Below are 16,485 nucleotides of genomic sequence, written 5' to 3'. Positions count from 1 at the left end.
CGGCCGATATGCGAGTGAAGCCGGCGGTCATCTGCGAGGGCCGAGCGAGGCCAGCGCGGCCCGAATGAGAGCCTCCACCGGTGTGGTCTCCGTGGTTGCCGTAGAGACTTCTTCGACCGCTCGGATGGCGTCTCGCTTGTTCCAGCCGAGTGCCTGAAGTGCGGCGATCGCCTCGCCAGCTGCCGAGGCTCCCGTCCCGCGTGGGTGGGAGCTCGAGGTCTCGTCGGCTGCAGAGTGTTCGTCCGCGCCGAGCTTCGGTCGGAGGGCGGCGAGAAGCATCGCCGCAGCTCGCGGACCGATGCCCGGCACCTTTCGCAAGGCTGGCTCATTGCCCCGGCGGATGGCTTCCACGAGTCCGTCGTATCCGAGCGTTGCGAGCGCGGCTCGAGCGGTCTTCCCGCCGACGCCGGGGGTGCGCGTCACCATGGAGAACAGCTCCAGATCCTCGCGGCGTGGGAAGCCGGACAGGGTGATGTCGTCCTGGTGTTTCTCGAACACGGTGTGAAGGAGGACGGTGTCACCGGCAGGAGTGTCGCGGCATGCGAGCTCACGAGGCTCACGAACAGCCCGAGCCCGTTCACGTCGACGACGGCACCTTCAGCCTCGACGCTAAGGATGGTTCCGCTCACAACAGAGATCATGCTCACTCCGGTCATTTGACTGACTGGAGGTTTCAAGCCTCGGATCTCCGCGCATCGCGCCCGACCGCCCCAAGCAGACTCGGGCAGAGCGCCAGTCTACGTCGCCGGGACGACTGCTTTCGCGCTTTCCTGGGGCGTCGAATTGGCCTACCGGGTCAGACCGACACCTTCTCCGTGGCGTCGACGGTTGCGCCGGTCGACGCGGGGAACTCCGGGATCACGCTCTTCAAGAAGGAGCGGAGTACGCGATCAATGTCGGTGTTCTCGCGGTTGTAGAGCCACTGGATCTGCAGGCCATCCATGAGGGCGAGATATGTCGAAGCGAGGGTTTCCGAGTCCTCAGCCGACACTAGCTGCCCGGCGCCGCGGACCTCGTCGAACGCTCTCACCAGGTACTGGCGGAGACGGTCGTACTGAATCCGGTGATGTTCGTGCGCCGGGTGTTCGGTGGCTGTCGCATCCGCCCGCAGCAGGCTGTAGAGCTGGATGAGGCCGGGGCGCTCGGTGTTGAGGGTCGAGACGGTCAACACGGCAGAGAGCGAGTCGAGGCCTCGAGAGTGGCGGATGAGTTCCGCATCCTCTTCTTGCCGCTGGTCCAACACGGCCGTCAGCAGTTCTTCCTTGCTGCGGAAGTGATGCCCGAGTCCGCGGCGGCTGATGCCGGCACGATCGGCGATGTCGTTCAAGGACGTGGCGAAGTAGCCCACCTGTGCGAAGCATTGCATCCCTGCCTCGAGGATCCGCTGCCGTACTGCGGCGGTCTTGGCGTAGGGGCCGCGTGCTGCTCCTGCGGTATTGCTGGTCATCTCACCCTCCTCGGTGAAGGCTCCGCAGACTGCGCGATAGCCACAGAATCGAATCTACCCCGCTCCGGCGGTTTTGTGTTATCGTCGTCAAAACCCGCCGCCCTTGGGGCATTTCGCGGACGTCAAGGAGGATGTTGTGCTGTCAGAGCCGATCGCAATTGCTGAAGATGAGCAGACGAGCCGTGTCGACTCGTCGCGGTCGATCAGCCGGGTTCTGTTCAATGACGGGTGGTCGTTTCGGACGAAGACCACCGCGTTCCAGGAGCTCGGCGGGTCTTCCGCGTCCGGCTGGTCCGCGGTGCATCTGCCGCACGATGCGCTGATCGGTCAGCAGCGCCGTGCGGATGTGCGCCGTGGCGAGACCAACGGGTATTTCCCTGACGGGGCGTTCGAGTATCGCAAGACGTTCCTCGCCCCTGCGGGCGATAACGGTCAGCAGGTGCTTCTGGAGTTCGATGGCGTCTACCGCGATGCCGCCGTCTACGTGAACGGACACCTCGCGGGGCAGCGTGCGTTCGGGTACTCCCCGGTTTACGGTTCGCATCGACCCCTTCCTCGAGTTCGGCGTCGACAACGAAATCCGGGTCGAGTGCCGCACCCACCTCGACAGTCGCTGGTACGCCGGCGCAGGCATCTACCGCGACGTCCACCTCGTCGTGAAGAACCTGGGCCACATCGTCGCGGACACGATCCGTGTCAGCACCCCGAACGTCGCCACCGATGCCGCCATTGCAGAGGTCGTCGCCGAAGTCGCCAACACGGGGCTTCGCACGAAGACCTTCGTCCTCGACGCCGTTCTCGTCGCGCCCGGAGGAGACCCGGTGGCAGCGGGGCGCTCGCCCGTCACTCTTCTTCCCGGTGAGCGGGCGACTGTGCGCCGACGCCTGCACATCACCGACCCGCTCCTGTGGAGCGTGGACTCACCCCATCTGCACGACGTTCTGCTTTCGCTGCGTGACGGCGACGATGTCGTCGACGAAGAAGCGGTCGTTCTCGGCATCCGGTCCCTGCAGCTCGACCCTCGCCACGGACTGCGCATCAACGGCGAGGCCGTGAAGCTTCGCGGAGCCTGCATCCACCTCGACAACGGCCCCCTGGGTGTGGTGTCCATGCGCGCCGTGGAAGAGCGCAAGATTGCACGACTCAAAGAGGCGGGCTTCAACGCCATCCGCAGCTCCCACAACCCGATGAGCACCGCACTCCTGGATGCGTGCGACAAGCTCGGGATGCTGGTAATGGATGAGACGTTCGATGTGTGGACGTCGAGCAAGAGCGACTACGACTACGCGTTTGATTTCCCCGAGTGGTGGGAACGCGACGTGGAGGCTCTCGTGGCGAAAGACTTCAACCACCCGAGCGTGATCTTCTACTCCATAGGCAACGAGATCCCTGAGACGGGAACCCCGATCGGCTCCCGGTGGGGGCGAAAGCTGGCCGAGAAGGTCCGCTCGCTCGATGCGACCCGATTCGTGACCAACGGCATCAACCCGTTCGTGTCCATGCTGGATCTGATCCTGCCGCAGATGAAGGCGAAGCGCGCCGAGGTGACAGCAGACCTCGCCACCGAGGGCGGGGGCGTGAACACGATGATGGCCGGCTTCGGCCAGATGATGGGCCAGGTCCAGGCGTCAGAGCAGGCCAGCACCCGCACCGAGGAGTCCTTCTCGGTCCTCGACGCGGCAGGCATGAACTACGCCGACTCCCGGTACGAGGTCGACCGCGACCGGTTCCCCGACCGCATCATCATCGGAACGGAGACCTGGCCGACATCGATCGCCGGAAACTGGGAGCTCGTCCTCGCGGACCCCCGCGTCATCGGTGACTTCACCTGGACCGGGTGGGACTACCTCGGCGAGACCGGCATCGGCACCGTGCGCTACGCCCAGTCCGCCGACGAGATCGACCTCGCCACATCCACCAGCTTCTCCGGAAAGTTCCCCGAGCTGACCGCCTGGTGCGGAGACATCGACATCGCCGGCACCCGCCGCCCGATCTCCTACTACCGCGAGACAGTGTTCGGTCTCCGCTCAGAACCGTACATCGCCGTGGATCGGCCCGAGCATCACGGCAAGACGATCGCTTCCGCCACTCCCTGGTCGTGGACCGACTCCGTGAGCAGCTGGTCGTGGCCTGGGTTCGAGAATCGCCCCGCCCGCGTCGAGGTCTACAGCAACGCCGAAGAGATCGAACTCCACCTCAACGGCCGACTGATCGAGCGCCGCCCCGTGGGCGAGGAGAACCCCTTCCGGGTCGCGTTCGAGACCCTGTACGAGCCAGGCGAACTCACCGCCGTCGCCTTCACCGCCGGCGCGGAAACAGGACGCGCGACACTCCGCAGTGCCGACGACGCTCTCGTACTCCAGGCAACGCCGGAGCGAGATGTGCTGCGCCTCGACGGCACGGACCTCGGCTACGTCGACCTGACCCTGACCGACGACACCGGCAACATCCACACCACTCTCGACCGGCCCATCACGGTCACCGTCGAGGGGCCCGGCATCCTGCAGGCACTCGGCAGCGGAAACCCCGCCACCGCTGAATCATTCACCGCCAACCAACACCACACCTTCGACGGTCGCGCCATCGCGATCATCCGCCCCACCGGAACCGGCCAGATCACCGTCACGGCCGAAGCCGATGGCTGCTCGCCCGCCCGCATCACTCTCGACGTGACCTGACCCAGAAACCCGACCATGAACACTGACAACGGAGTCTCCATGAACACCCCCGATCAGCAACCGACCATTCCGCCGGCCAGCGTCTTCCCCCTGGGCGACGCACGCACGAACGAGCTTCCCGACCTCGACACCACGACCATGGCCGCTCGCGCCGCAGCGAATGAGGACCTACCCAAGGTCAGCAAGCCCTGGATCCTGTTCAACACGCTCGCCGTGTTCGGTGCGTACATCGCGCTCGTCACGCCGATCGCGATCGCCCTGGCCATTCAGGTCAACCGCATCGCGCCCGGGAATGAGGCATCCCTCGGAGTCATCCTCGGTGTGGGGTCGCTCGCCGCTGTGGTCACCGGCCCTCTTACCGGTCAGCTCAGCGACCGCACCCGCACCCGCATCGGCCGTCGCGCACCCTGGGTTCTCGCTGGCCTCGCCGTCGGACTGATTGGACTGGCGGTCATGGCCGCGGGACCGACGCTCGTCGTCCTGGGCGTGGGATGGGCGATTGCGCAGATCGGTCTCCAGACCGTCTTGAATACCCTCAACGCGATCGCCGCTGACAAGCTGCCGGAGTTCCAGCGCGGGAAGGTCGCCGGTCTCAGCGGCGTAGCCGCGCAGATGGCGCCTGTGTTCGGAGCCATCATGGGTGGCGGTCTTGCTGCGAACCCGTACCTGCTGTTCCTTGTCCCCGGCGCTATCGCCGTCGTGCTGATCCCGCTGTTTCTTCTCGTGAACCGTGAGCGCGATAGCCGCTCGATGACGTTCGATCAGCGACTCTCCCTCGGTTCTGTCTTCGCGAAGTACGTCTACAACCCCAAGCGATACCCGGACTTCTCGTGGAACTGGGCCGGCCGCTTCGCGTTCTACTTCGGTCTCACCCTCAGCACCACCTTCACCGCATTCTTCTTCGCACAGCGCCTCGAGATGCCGGTCGAAGACATCGGAGGCATCATCGCCACTATCGGCCTGCTGGGTCTCGTTGGCACCATGGGCGGCGCGCTCAGCAGCGGATTCCTCTCCGACAAGATGCACCGTCGCAAGCCGTTCGTCCTCGCAGGAGCCGGGCTCTTCGCGCTCGGATCGATCATCGTCTTCTTCGCACCGGCACTCCCGCTGCTGATCGTCGGCATGTTCACCTGCAACCTCGGCATCGGCGTCTTCTCCGCCGTCGATCAGGCCCTCGTGCTCGATGTCCTCCCCGAACGCAAGACCGATGCCGGCCGGTTCCTCGCGATTACCCAGTTCGCCACGACCATCCCGCAGGGCCTTGCCCCGTTCGTCGCCTCCGGAGCGATCCTCATCGGAGCGACGTCGGACGGCGAGAACAACTACGCCGTCCTGTACCTCGCCTCCGCCGTGCTCACCGTCATCGGAGGACTCCTCGTTCTGCGCGTGAAGTCTGTCGACTGACCAACCCCGGCCGCGGACGATCTCGCAGCCGACGCCATTCGATGCCGGTGGGCTGCACCCGCCCACCGGCATCGAACCGAACAACCGATAGAGGACTTTCCAGATGTCGAGTGATCCATCCCTGCTTGCTCGGAACGCGGCGCCTCCCCCCGCTGGTCGCGTCTGCTTCATCCGATTCCGACAGGGCGTCTCCTGATGGCTGGGCCGATCGACCGCGAGAGCGTTGTGCGCCGACACGAGGTCAGCATCACCGCCCCGAACCCCGAGCACGTGCTCACCGTCGGCAACGGGGACTTCGCCTACACGGCCGACATCACGGGGATGCAGACCTTCATCGCTTTCCATGACCAGGCCATCGCGATCCGAGAGGGCCGAACCGCGATCAACACCGCCACGATGACATCGTGGGGATGGCACGAGATGCCCAACCCCGACGGGTTCGCCCTCAGCGACGCGATGTCGGAGCATGTGACGCGCCGTGGCCCGGTGCGGTACCCGGATCGCCACGACATGGAAGGCGCGATGCGCGGTCAAGTCAGTGACGAAAACCGTCCGGGTGCGTGGCTCAACGCCAACCCGCAGCGACTCGATCTCGGGCGCATCGGGTTGGTCTTCGACAGCATCGAGATCCAGCCGCGGGTACTCACCGACACCCGGCAGACTCTCGACCTGTGGACCGGGTCGATCAGCTCGGCATTCACCTACGAGGGCGAACCCGTAGCCGTCACAACCGTGGCCGCACCGGACGGTGCCGTGGTGGCCTTCCGGATCCGGTCACGCCTCCTGGTTCAGGGCCGGCTCGCAGCGGCGCTGCGCTTTCCCTACGCGCATCCGGGATTCTTCCAGACCTCAGACTGGGACGCGCCCGACCGCCACACCTCGACCCTCGACGCGAAGAAAGGCACCGCAGCGATCACCCGCGAACTGGATGCCACGCGCTACCGCGTCGACGTGGCATACAGCAGTGGCAGCATCCGTCAGTCGGGTGCGCACGATTTCGAAGTGAAGCCCGACAGCGAACACCTCGACCTCGTCATCAGGTTCGCTGAGGACGAGTCGGGCGACCTGCCGACCTTCGATGATGTCGCCACTGCATCGGCGACATCCTGGGCAGACTTCTGGACCTCGGGCGCTGCGGTCGACTTCGCCGGCACCTCAGATGTCCGCGCCGCTGAGCTCGAGCGCCGGGTTGTGCTCTCGCAGTACCTGACCGCGGTGAACTCAGCGGGTGTGATGCCGCCGTCGGAGACCGGTCTGATCACGAACTCGTGGTCGGGCAAGTCCCATCTCGAGATGCACTTCTGGCACGCCGCACACTTCGCCACCTGGGGGAGGCCCGAGCTCCTCGAACGCAGTCTCGGATGGTATCGATCGATTGCCGGCAGCGCGCGCGCGACGGCTCAGGGGCAGGGGTATCCGGGGCTGCGTTGGCCGAAGCAGGTGGGGCCGGACGGGCGGGAGAGCCCAGATCCAATCGGATCGTTCCTCGTCTGGCAACAGCCGCACCTGCTGTACATGCTGGAGCTTGTCTGGAGAGCGTCCGCGCCCGAGAAGCGCGATGCTCTCGTGGCCGAGTTCGCCGAACTGGTCGAGGGAACAGCCGAGTTCATGGCGGCGTTCGCCGAGAAGCGAGACGACGTGTTCCATCTGCTGTCACCGTTGATGCCAGCACAGGAGTTCTATGACGTCACCACGACCGAGGATCCGACCTACGAGCTCGCCTCCTGGTGGTGGGGGCTGGAGATCGCCCAGCAGTGGCGCGAACGTTCGGATGTCGCCCGGAACTCGAAGTGGTCCGAGGTGCAGGTCGGCCTCGCCCAGCCGCCCATCCGGGAGGGGCGCTACGCGGCGATCGCGACAGAACCGTACCTGCGCCGAGACGATCACCCCTCGTTGCTTGCGGCTTTCGGCGTCGTGCCGCCCACCCCGACCATCGATCCAGAGATCATGCGAGCAACCCTGGACGACGTGCTCGCGACCTGGGAGTGGCCGTCAGCGTGGGGATGGGACTTTCCCGTGATCGCGATGACCGCCTCGCGACTCGGCCGACCGGATGTCGCCGTCGACGCGCTCTTGCGCAACGAGGCCAAGAACCAGTTCACTCTCGTCGGACACAACAGCCAGATGGGATCCATCCTCCCGCTCTACCTCCCCGGCAACGGATCGCTACTCGCGGCGGTCTCCCTGCTCGCCACCAACGGCTTCCCCGAGTCGTGGTCCGTCGCAACAGAAGGATTCACACCATGGCCCTGAACAACAGCATTCGACCCGGCCAGGTCTGGCTCGACACCAAAGGCGAACGCATCCAGGCGCACGGCGGCTCGATGCACTACGAGGACGGCATCTTCTACTGGTACGGGGAGAACAAGGAGAAGACCACTCCCGGCAGCGGCAACTGGCACTGGGGCGTACGCGCCTACTCGTCGACCGACCTGTACAACTGGGAGGACCGCGGGCTGATCATCCCTCCGGTGCTCGACGATCCGGCTTCGCCGCTGCACCCCGCGCAGAAAATGGATCGACCCCACATCATCTTCAATGCAGCGACCGGAAAGTACGTCTGCTGGCTCAAGGTCATGGGAGAGGGCGCGCACGATACCCAGGCGTCCACCGTGCTGACAGCGGACGCACTGCTTGGGCCCTACGAGATCGTGCGGTCCGGGCTGGAGCCGCTCGGCATGAGCGCCGGCGACTTCGACCTCGCCGTCGACCCGCGAACGGCGAAGGCCTACTACTTCTTCGAGAAGGTGCACACCGATTTGATCTGCGTTGAACTGGCAGATGACTACACCGATGTGTCCGGCGAGTACTCCTCGCACTTCCCGCATCCGGGCCCGCCCTTCACCCGGGAGGCACCCGCGCACTTCGAGCGCGAGGGTATCCACTACCTTGTGACGTCGGGCTCGACCGGATACTTCCCCAACTTCAGCGAGATCGCGTCGGCGCCTGACTACCACGGCCCATGGACGGTGCTGGGTGACGCTCACCCGGGTGACGCGACCCGCACGTCGTTCCGTTCGCAAATCAGCTGCATTTTCCCGCACCCAACCCGAAGTGACTTGTACATCGCGATGGCGGACCGATGGCTCCCGCAGCTACCTGAGGACATGCCAAACGTGTACGACGTCGTCGCCGCCATGGCGCGAGGCGAGGCGCCACCCACGACCCCGGGTAACTCAGACCGGGCCGCGATGGCGGCAGGCCTCGGCGAGAACACCGCGATCTCCACCTACGTTTGGTTGCCCCTCAGCTTCGACGGCCCGTATCCCGTCGTCGAATGGCGAGACGAATGGCGCGTGGAAGAGTTTCCCACCCGGTGATGGCTCAGCTCGCCACTCTTGCCAACTTTCGTGAGACAAACGAGCTGATGGGAGTTATATGCGCTCGCGAGATTCGCTGTCTCCCTGTCTCACCTCCTGCCATTCTCGGTGAGATCGGACACACACGTAATGGAGAGACCTTGCTGAGGGCTATCGCTGGGCGTCGTCCCGAATCTGTTCGAGAGCGTCCATGAATCCTTCGGAACATCCGCTGGATCCGGCGAGGCGGTCGACTCTGAGGTCGTCGATGGGCTGCCCGATGATCGCGTTCGGCAGTGCTTCGGCGAAGCGTTGCTGATATCCGAGGGAAGTCTCGTCTTCGGCTGGGGTCGTGATCGATACATCGCTGACGATGCCGTCTTCGATAGTGAGCGTGACGTCGTGGTGGGAGGGCTTGGATCCGTACCAGCCGCGTGCGGTGTACTCGCCGTTCTCGTATGGGACGGCGTCCGGCATCGATGAGGCCTTCTGAGAGTCGGTGTTCGCGGGGGAGGGTGCGGCTGCGGTGTCGGCGGTGCAGGCGGCGACGGATGCGACCGTTGCGACGATCGCCGCGACGGAAACGGCCCGTCGAGTTCGTGAGGTGGTGGGGTCGGTGGGGGGCATGGTTCTCCTTCCTCCATCGACGGTAGTTCGGGTTCGACTTCGTTGAGGTGCTCTGTCGTTACCTGGTTATCTCGGGTCGGGTCCCGGACGATGGGAGGCGATGAGGCGATACGTGGCCTCGTACGAGAAAGGATTCTCATGGGTGAACAGACGCGCGCACAGAGAGCGGTCGGGGATTTTGCGCCGGAGCTTGTTCCCTTCGCGCAGAAGGAGTAATAGCAATGACAACGTCAACCGCAACGGAGCGCGTTGCGCTCATCACGGGCGCATCCTCCGGGATCGGTGAGGCCACCGCGCGTGCTTTGCACGCGGCCGGCTTCAAGGTGGCGCTCCTCGCGCGCCGTGCCGACCGGATCGAAGCAATCGCTGACGAGTTAGGAGAGGGTGCCGTCGCCGTCGCGGCGGACGTCACCGACAGGGACGCGCTTGTCGCCGCGGCCGCCCAAGTGAGGGAACAGCTGGGGCGTGTGGACACGCTCGTCAACAACGCCGGAATCATGCTCCTCGGCCCGTTCTCGTCCGCGCAACGCGAGGACTATCAGCGGATGATCGACGTGAACCTGCTCGGAGCGATCACCTCGACGGAGGTCTTCCTGGACCAGCTCGTCGACGGGGGCGGCGACATCATCAACATCTCCTCTGTCGCCGGCCGTACCGCGCGTGCTGGGAACGGGGTGTATGCGGCGACGAAGTGGGCGGTGAACGGCTGGTCCGAGTCGCTGCGCCAGGAGTTGCTCCCGGAGGTGCGGGTCACCCTCATCGAGCCGGGCGTTGTGGCGACGGAGCTTCCCACGCACATCACGCATGAGGCCACGAACTCCGCTGTCAACGCGATGTATGCCGAGGCGACGGTCACGGCGGAGGACGTCGCGGAGATCATCGTGTTCGCGGTGCAGCGCCCGAAGCATCTCGCGATCAACGAGATTCTGTTGCGCCCGGCCAGCCAGGTCTGACCTGAAGCAGCCTGAAAAAGCCAGAGGCGGGTACCCATGTGAGTACCCGCCTCTGCGGCGTTGCGGGGTGTTATCGCGGTCTTCGGGATGCCGGCAGCACAAGCGCCAGGGCGGAGATCAGCGCTATGGCGAGGAGTACAGCGCCGGTGGTGAGGCCTGCCGAGGTCTCCGCAGCGACCGCGGTGACTCCGGTTCCTTGCGCTGCGGCTGATCCAGCAGCAACCATGACACTCACCCCGAGTGCCCCACCCAGCTGGTGTGCGACGTTCACGGCACCGGATGCGGCACCGGCGTCGCGTGGTTCGATTCCCGTCACGCCCGCCGCGGTGAGCGGGGCGAAACCGAGGCCCTGGCCGGCACCGAGCAGCAGCATCGCCGGGGCGACACCGAGCCAGTAGGTGCTGTCGGCGTTGACGAAGCTGAGCCACGCCATGCCTGCGAGGGTGATCGCCAGCCCGATGGTCACAAGGGCGGCGTTGCCGATCCGGTGCGTGAGGCGGGGGACGATGAGCGACAGCACGAACTGGACGACGGTCATCGGCAGGAATGCGATTCCCGCCTGCAGAGGGGTGAACTCGAGGACGGTCTGCATGTACTGGCTGATGAAGAAGAAGTAGCCGAAGATTGACCCGGCGAAGAGCATGCGGGCGATGAAGGAACCTCCGCGCATGCGGTCGCGCAGGACACGCAACGGCAGGATCGGCTGGGCTGCGCGAGTCTCGATGACCACGAAAGCCGCAAGGAGCGCGAGGCCACCCGCGATGAAGACCAGTGCCCACAGGTCGGACCAGCCGTAGTCCGCGGTGCGGGTGACGCCGTACACCAGGGCGGTCATGCCGGCGGTGGATGTGATCGCGCCGGAGACGTCGAACCGGCCTCGGGCGCGAGGGGTTTCACTGATGAGAACAAGAGTGGCGATGATCAAGGCGATTCCGATGGGGACGTTGATCAGGAACCCGACCCGCCAGGAGGTCACGTCAGCGATGACCCCGCCGACGACGAGACCGAGGCTGGCACCGATTCCGGCCGTGGACCCGTATGCGGCGATTGCCTTGGTGCGTGCCGTGCCCTCGGCGAAGTTGGCGGTCAGCAACGCGAGAGAAGTCGGGGCGAGGATCGCCGAGCCGATCCCTTGCAGCGCCCGGGCGGCGATCATCCATTCGGCGGTGGGAGACAGGCCGATGAGGAGCGATGCCGTGGAGAAGATCGTCAGCCCGATGATGAAGATGCGACGCCGGCCCACGATGTCCCCGGCCCGTGCGGCGAGCAGCAGCAAACCGCCGAAGACGAGGGCGTACGCGTTCTGCACCCAGGAGAGCCCGCTGGTCGAGAACGCCAGGTCTTCCCGGATGCGGGTGAGACCGGTGAACACGATCGAGTTGTCGAGAACGATCATGAAATAGCTCGCGAGCACGACGGCGAGGATCAACGTCGGCCGCGCGCGCAAGGCGGGAGGGGTCAAGGAGCTGGCCATGGAACCATCACACGCCCTCGCGGCGCGGGGTAGCAGTGACAGGCTTTCCGTGTAATACCAGTCCCTCCCTTACCGTGCCGTGCGGGCCTAGCGTGGGTGACATGACGAATCACCTGACTTTGAACAACGGCGTTGAGATGCCCGCTCTGGGCTTCGGTGTCTTCCAGACGCCGCCGGATGAGACCACGACCGCGGTGACCTCGGCGCTGTCCACCGGATACCGGCTCATCGACACCGCCGCAGCCTACGGGAACGAACGCGGCGTCGGAGATGCGATCCGCGAATCCGGGATCAGCCGGAACGATGTGTTCGTCGAGTCGAAGGTGTGGATCTCCGACTACGGCTATGACGAGACGCGGCACGCATTCGAGAAGAGTGCCCGCAAGCTGCAGGTTGATGTCATCGACCTGTTCATCCTTCACCAGGCTCTCCCCGGCGCGTTCGACAAGACGATCGCCGCATACAAGGCACTGGAGCAGTTGCTCGCAGACGGCAAGGTCCTCGCCATCGGGGTGAGCAACTTCATGGTCGACCACCTCACGACTCTTCTCGAGCAGACCGACATCGTGCCGGCAGTGAACCAGATCGAGGTGCACCCGTATTTCCAGCAGCGTGAGCTGCAGAAGTTCGACGCTGAGCACGGCATCCTCACCCAGGCGTGGTCCCCGATCGGTGGAATCACCTCCTACCGTGGCGGCGACTCCCAGAGCACGTTCGAGGAGCCGGTGATCCTGGACATCGCGAAGGCGCACGGCAAGAGCGCGGCGCAGGTCATGCTGCGCTGGCACATCCAGAACGGCGTGCAGGCGATCCCGAAGTCGGTCAAGCCCGCACGGATCGCAGAGAACTCCGACGTGTTCGACTTCGAGCTCACCGACGACGAGATCGCTCGCATCGATGCTCTCGACGCCGGTGTCCGTGGCGGCCCGGAGCCCGAGGTGATCACGCTCGAGGCCTTCGGACGCGACATTCCGGAGGACTGATGAGTGCCCTGACCGTTCTCGTCGTCGGCGCCACCGGCAGCATCGGTGTGCACGCCGTCGGCGAAGCAATGGCGCAGGGGCACCGCGTGCGCGCACTCGCCCGCGGTGCCTCCCGCACACAGAACCTTCCCGCCGAAGCGGACATCGTCATCGGTGACCTGGCCCTGATGACCGCTGTCGGGACCACAGATCGTGCGAACGAGGGACACGACTGGAAGCGCCGCGCGGAACGCCTCGTCCGTGCATCCGGCAACGCGTACACGATCGCTCGGCCCGGATGGTTCGACTACAACTCGTCCGACCAACGACGCATCGTGATGCGCCAAGGCGACCTGTACAGCACCGCATCTCCGGCAGATGGCGTCATCGCCCGTGACCAGATCGCCCGCGTGCTGGTCGACAGCCTCCGCTCCGACGAAGCCGACCACACGACGTTCGAGCTGGTCGCCGACAGCGGCACCGCGCAAGCCGACCTCGCCACCGTCTTCGGTGCACTGACCAAGGACACGACACTCGACGGCGCCCTCGACCAGGACAACATGCCCCTCGACGAGGAACCCGAAAGCGTTCGAGAGGATCTCGACACACTCGGGCGTTGAACCGTGAAGGTCGAGCGAACCACGGGCTTGACCCCCGCCTGTCGCAGAGAAGAGGACACAGCATGACCGAGATCGACAACCGCGGAGAAGTCCGAGAGTTCCTCCAGACCCGACGGGCGCGGATCACTCCCGAACAGGCCGGGATCATCGGCGGTGGTCGGCGCCGCGTCACCGGCCTGCGGCGCGAGGAAGTGGCCTCACTCGCGGGCATGAGTGTGGACTACTACGCACGGATGGAACGCGGCGACCTCTCGGGTGTTTCCCCCGAGATCCTCGACGCACTCGCACGGGCGCTCCACCTCGACGATGCGGAGTCCGCTCACCTGCAGGATCTGGCGCACGCAGCCGGACCTCGAGGCCCCGGATACAAGCGTCCCCGGCCACCGAAGACAACCGTGAGACCCGCTCTGCAACGGCTCCTCGATTCCATCGGCGCCCCGGCCTACATCTCCAACGCTCGCAAAGACTTCCTCGCGCTCAACACGATCGGGCACGCCGTGTTCACCCCGATCGTCGATGACCCAGCGAACAGGCGCAACAACGCCCTCTTCACCTTCCTGAACCCCGCGGCGCAGAACTTCTATACCGACTGGGAAAGCGGTGCGAACAGCATCGTCGCCTCGCTCCACATCGAAGCAGGCCGCAACCCCCACGACAGAGCACTCACTGACCTCATCGGCGAACTCGTCACCCGCAGCGATGTCTTTCGGCACCGCTGGGCCGCGCACAACGTGCGGTTCCACCGCACCGGGTCGAAGCGGGTCCACCACCCGGAAGTGGGGGACCTCGAGTTCGACTACGAAGCGCTCGAGCTTCCCGCCGACCCCGGCCTGCTCATGTTCACCATGACACCCGCCCTTGACACCCCCACGGAAAATCGGCTGCGACTGCTCGGCAGCCTCGCAGCGACCCGCGTCTCCGAGCAGACCAGCGCATGAGCAAGGCGACCCCCGGCAACTCGTATCTGACGCGCCGGGGGCTCCTGCGTGGAGCCGTGGTGATCGGAACGGGTCTCGCCGGCGGCGCACGGGAAATGCTGTGTCTCAGCAACCGACGTCTCTCATGAGATGGGACACTTGTCCGATCTCACGACAAGTGTCCGAGTCTCGCCAGCTGTCTCCCAGTGCTCGCGGGGTCGTCCACTAACCTGGCGCGATGGCTGCCGCTTCCGAGGAGATCACTTCTTCGCTGGTTCGCTCCCTGGTGTCGGAGCAGTTCCCGCAGTGGTCGGAGTTGCCGATCCGCCCGGTGGAACTTCAGGGGTGGGACAACCGCACGTTTCGGCTGGGTGACCGAATGACTGTCCGCCTCCCGAGCGCTGACGGCTACGTCGCCGGCCTCGTCCGGGAGGAGCACACCCTCGCGATCCTCGGCTCCCGCTTTCGCGTCGCGATCCCCCGCGTCGTAGCGACGGGGGCCCCTTCGGCGGCATTCGACCGACCGTGGTCCGTTCGCGAGTGGATTGAGGGGCACACTCTCGACGCGGTTGACACGCGGCAGCGAGAGAGCGCCATCAGCAGCGTGGGCGATGTCCTGAGGGAGTTGCAGGCCTGCGACACGGTCGGAGGTCCCTGGGCGGGGAGCGCATCTGCGTACCGCGGCTGTCACATCAGCGTGGTGGGCGAGGAGGTGCAGGGCCGGCTCCCGTTCCTGCCCAGACACCAGGCCGCGGGATGTCGGGCACTCTGGGATGCGGCCGTGGCCACAGTGTGGACAAAGCCGCCGGTGTGGGTCCATGGCGATGTCGCGCCAGGCAACATGTTGTTCGGCAGCAGCGGCCAATTGGCGGCGCTGATCGACTTCGGGCAGACGTGCGTGGGTGATCCCGCCTGCGACTTGGCCTTCGCCTGGTTGAGTTGCAGTTCTCGCGAACGTGATCGACTGCACGACCGGCTCGAGCTACCGCAGGACGCATGGTTGCGCGGAGCTGCCTGGGCGCTGTGGAAGGCCCTCATCAGTTCCCCGGAAGAGGTGCTGACCAAATACGGGCGCTCACGCGATGTCGTGCTGAGCGACGTGGCGGACTTGACGACGGGATAAGAACGACACGCTTTTCCCGTGCTCCCGGCATCCGTCATACCTTCAGCCTCTCGACCTCCAGGTCGGCGTCCTGCGCCGTGTTCACGTTCTGCGGTTCCGGCACCAGGTACAGGCCTGAGGGCGAGTTGGCGGTGAATGCCAGCGCGTCGATCCACTTCCGGTTGTGACTCGCCCCTGTGTCTGCCCCTAGCAGCGACATGATGCGCGATCAAGGGCCAGGCTTCTGCGCGGGATCAGGCGTAGAAAAAGACGATGCAGATGATCATGTACGCCGGGAGCGAGTACCTCACAGGAGACGAGATCGCGAGCGCCCTGCTTTACTACTGCCGAGCTCTCGGTGACGAGGTCCGCGCGGAGATCGTGCAGATACCGGTCCGTGAAGACGACGACACGACCGTCACCGCGACGTTCCTCATCGGTCCCGCGAGCCAGATCGTCACGAAGACCGTCAACGGTCGCGGCCCGGAACTCGAGGACCCGGAGTTGGTTGCTCGACTGCGTGATCTGACGCGCGGAACGGTATCCCCGTACAGCGACGAGCACCTGGAACCCTCAGAGAACGCGCACGACATCGAATAGAGCGGCTTGAAGACCTGGGGTGCGACGCGTTTACACGGATCCCTGGTTCGGTTCCTGGGTGAGAGTTCCCTCGCTGATCGCCCGAGCATACTCAGCGACGCTGGCGGAAGCTTGGAGACCGAGGGGCACCAGCCGACGCTCGAGTTCAGCGAGCACAACGGAGACGGGGCGCCCCCGCATCGCGCCGTCGACCTCGTGAATGACCTCCGCAGCTCGAGCGATGGACTCCGCGCGAACCCTCGCCCTCGCATCCCGCAGCGCCTGCAGCGGCACCCGCTTCTCATGCGACATGCAGAAAACGTAGCGCCGATGGGGAGCTCAGCGAATGGGCAGACGTACCCAAGTGCGGCATGCGCGACTGGTCGGCTCGAGATCGGACGATGTCTGCCAGCTGCCGATCGA

The 16,485-nt window shown here is 65.3% G+C and carries 15 protein-coding genes and 1 pseudogene; 10 read left to right on the top strand and 6 right to left on the bottom strand.

Annotated elements, in window-relative coordinates; genetic code table 11:
• Positions 1 to 27: 27 nt before the first annotated feature.
• From ruvA to AC2D10_RS08330, 3 genes and pseudogenes are all read right to left on the bottom strand, one after another.
• Positions 28 to 516: pseudogene (gene ruvA, locus AC2D10_RS08340) on the bottom strand (Holliday junction branch migration protein RuvA); the annotation flags it as partial.
• Between the two features lie 280 nt (positions 517 to 796).
• Positions 797 to 1,447: a TetR/AcrR family transcriptional regulator gene (locus AC2D10_RS08335; protein WP_484711624.1), complete on the bottom strand. Its 651-nt coding sequence runs from the start codon at positions 1,445 to 1,447 to the stop codon at positions 797 to 799.
• Positions 1,448 to 1,589: 142 nt separating this feature from the next.
• On the bottom strand, positions 1,590 to 1,943 hold the full coding sequence (locus AC2D10_RS08330) for a hypothetical protein (RefSeq protein ID WP_484711623.1): 354 nt from the start codon (positions 1,941 to 1,943) through the stop codon (positions 1,590 to 1,592).
• 13 nt (positions 1,944 to 1,956) lie between these two features.
• Here AC2D10_RS08330 and AC2D10_RS08325 point away from each other — a divergent pair, with 13 nt between their 5' ends.
• From AC2D10_RS08325 to AC2D10_RS08310, 4 genes are all read left to right on the top strand, one after another.
• On the top strand, positions 1,957 to 4,125 hold the full coding sequence (locus AC2D10_RS08325) for a glycoside hydrolase family 2 TIM barrel-domain containing protein (protein WP_484711622.1): 2,169 nt from the start codon (positions 1,957 to 1,959) through the stop codon (positions 4,123 to 4,125).
• A gap of 39 nt (positions 4,126 to 4,164) precedes the next feature.
• Positions 4,165 to 5,529: an MFS transporter gene (locus AC2D10_RS08320; RefSeq protein ID WP_484711621.1), complete on the top strand. Its 1,365-nt coding sequence runs from the start codon at positions 4,165 to 4,167 to the stop codon at positions 5,527 to 5,529.
• A 195-nt stretch (positions 5,530 to 5,724) separates the two neighbouring features.
• On the top strand, positions 5,725 to 7,782 hold the full coding sequence (locus AC2D10_RS08315; protein ID WP_484711620.1) for a hypothetical protein: 2,058 nt from the start codon (positions 5,725 to 5,727) through the stop codon (positions 7,780 to 7,782).
• On the top strand, positions 7,773 to 8,849 hold the full coding sequence (locus AC2D10_RS08310; RefSeq protein ID WP_484711619.1) for a family 43 glycosylhydrolase: 1,077 nt from the start codon (positions 7,773 to 7,775) through the stop codon (positions 8,847 to 8,849). The genes AC2D10_RS08315 and AC2D10_RS08310 overlap by 10 nt, the downstream gene beginning before the upstream one ends.
• A gap of 150 nt (positions 8,850 to 8,999) precedes the next feature.
• Here the strand turns inward: AC2D10_RS08310 and AC2D10_RS08305 are convergent, their stop codons facing one another.
• Positions 9,000 to 9,455 (bottom strand): hypothetical protein, encoded by a 456-nt coding sequence (locus tag AC2D10_RS08305; protein WP_484711618.1) that lies wholly within the window; start codon positions 9,453 to 9,455, stop codon positions 9,000 to 9,002.
• 221 nt (positions 9,456 to 9,676) lie between these two features.
• Here AC2D10_RS08305 and AC2D10_RS08300 point away from each other — a divergent pair, with 221 nt between their 5' ends.
• Positions 9,677 to 10,408, top strand: a complete 732-nt coding sequence (locus AC2D10_RS08300; RefSeq protein ID WP_484711617.1) for an SDR family oxidoreductase — start codon at positions 9,677 to 9,679, stop codon at positions 10,406 to 10,408.
• A 70-nt stretch (positions 10,409 to 10,478) separates the two neighbouring features.
• Here the strand turns inward: AC2D10_RS08300 and AC2D10_RS08295 are convergent, their stop codons facing one another.
• Positions 10,479 to 11,882 (bottom strand): MFS transporter, encoded by a 1,404-nt coding sequence (locus AC2D10_RS08295; RefSeq protein WP_484711616.1) that lies wholly within the window; start codon positions 11,880 to 11,882, stop codon positions 10,479 to 10,481.
• A gap of 101 nt (positions 11,883 to 11,983) precedes the next feature.
• On the opposite strand from AC2D10_RS08295, the gene AC2D10_RS08290 reads away from it, so the two are divergent.
• From AC2D10_RS08290 to AC2D10_RS08270, 5 genes are all read left to right on the top strand, one after another.
• Positions 11,984 to 12,865 carry an aldo/keto reductase gene (locus AC2D10_RS08290; protein ID WP_484711615.1) on the top strand — a complete coding sequence of 294 codons (882 nt, stop codon included), beginning with the start codon at positions 11,984 to 11,986 and terminating at the stop codon, positions 12,863 to 12,865.
• Positions 12,865 to 13,464, top strand: coding sequence for an NAD(P)H-binding protein (locus AC2D10_RS08285; protein ID WP_484711614.1), 600 nt, complete (start codon positions 12,865 to 12,867; stop codon positions 13,462 to 13,464). Before AC2D10_RS08290 ends, AC2D10_RS08285 begins: the two co-directional genes overlap by 1 nt.
• A 62-nt stretch (positions 13,465 to 13,526) precedes the next feature.
• Positions 13,527 to 14,402 carry a helix-turn-helix transcriptional regulator gene (locus AC2D10_RS08280; RefSeq protein ID WP_484711613.1) on the top strand — a complete coding sequence of 292 codons (876 nt, stop codon included), beginning with the start codon at positions 13,527 to 13,529 and terminating at the stop codon, positions 14,400 to 14,402.
• A 217-nt stretch (positions 14,403 to 14,619) separates the two neighbouring features.
• Positions 14,620 to 15,504, top strand: a complete 885-nt coding sequence (locus AC2D10_RS08275; protein WP_484711612.1) for a phosphotransferase — start codon at positions 14,620 to 14,622, stop codon at positions 15,502 to 15,504.
• A 252-nt stretch (positions 15,505 to 15,756) separates the two neighbouring features.
• Positions 15,757 to 16,083 (top strand): hypothetical protein, encoded by a 327-nt coding sequence (locus AC2D10_RS08270; protein ID WP_484711611.1) that lies wholly within the window; start codon positions 15,757 to 15,759, stop codon positions 16,081 to 16,083.
• A 30-nt stretch (positions 16,084 to 16,113) separates the two neighbouring features.
• Here the strand turns inward: AC2D10_RS08270 and AC2D10_RS08265 are convergent, their stop codons facing one another.
• A complete protein-coding gene (locus tag AC2D10_RS08265) occupies positions 16,114 to 16,374 on the bottom strand; it encodes a hypothetical protein (protein ID WP_484711610.1) in 261 nt (86 codons plus the stop codon).
• Between the last annotated feature and the right edge of the window lie 111 nt (positions 16,375 to 16,485).

The sequence above is a fragment of the Microbacterium sp. PI-SA-G genome, assembly GCF_057215335.1.
Note: the sequence above shows the minus strand (reverse complement) of the source record. Positions and strands in the feature narration are given on the sequence as shown.

Coding starts and splice junctions, on each gene's coding strand:
- AC2D10_RS08335 (WP_484711624.1), bottom strand. CDS start 1,447: ATGACCAGCAATACCGCAGGAGCAGCACGCGGCCCCTACGCCAAGACC.
- AC2D10_RS08320 (WP_484711621.1), top strand. CDS start 4,165: ATGAACACCCCCGATCAGCAACCGACCATTCCGCCGGCCAGCGTCTTC.
- AC2D10_RS08315 (WP_484711620.1), top strand. CDS start 5,725: ATGGCTGGGCCGATCGACCGCGAGAGCGTTGTGCGCCGACACGAGGTC.
- AC2D10_RS08310 (WP_484711619.1), top strand. CDS start 7,773: ATGGCCCTGAACAACAGCATTCGACCCGGCCAGGTCTGGCTCGACACC.
- AC2D10_RS08305 (WP_484711618.1), bottom strand. CDS start 9,455: ATGCCCCCCACCGACCCCACCACCTCACGAACTCGACGGGCCGTTTCC.
- AC2D10_RS08300 (WP_484711617.1), top strand. CDS start 9,677: ATGACAACGTCAACCGCAACGGAGCGCGTTGCGCTCATCACGGGCGCA.
- AC2D10_RS08295 (WP_484711616.1), bottom strand. CDS start 11,882: ATGGCCAGCTCCTTGACCCCTCCCGCCTTGCGCGCGCGGCCGACGTTG.
- AC2D10_RS08290 (WP_484711615.1), top strand. CDS start 11,984: ATGACGAATCACCTGACTTTGAACAACGGCGTTGAGATGCCCGCTCTG.
- AC2D10_RS08285 (WP_484711614.1), top strand. CDS start 12,865: ATGAGTGCCCTGACCGTTCTCGTCGTCGGCGCCACCGGCAGCATCGGT.
- AC2D10_RS08280 (WP_484711613.1), top strand. CDS start 13,527: ATGACCGAGATCGACAACCGCGGAGAAGTCCGAGAGTTCCTCCAGACC.
- AC2D10_RS08275 (WP_484711612.1), top strand. CDS start 14,620: ATGGCTGCCGCTTCCGAGGAGATCACTTCTTCGCTGGTTCGCTCCCTG.
- AC2D10_RS08270 (WP_484711611.1), top strand. CDS start 15,757: ATGCAGATGATCATGTACGCCGGGAGCGAGTACCTCACAGGAGACGAG.
- AC2D10_RS08265 (WP_484711610.1), bottom strand. CDS start 16,374: ATGTCGCATGAGAAGCGGGTGCCGCTGCAGGCGCTGCGGGATGCGAGG.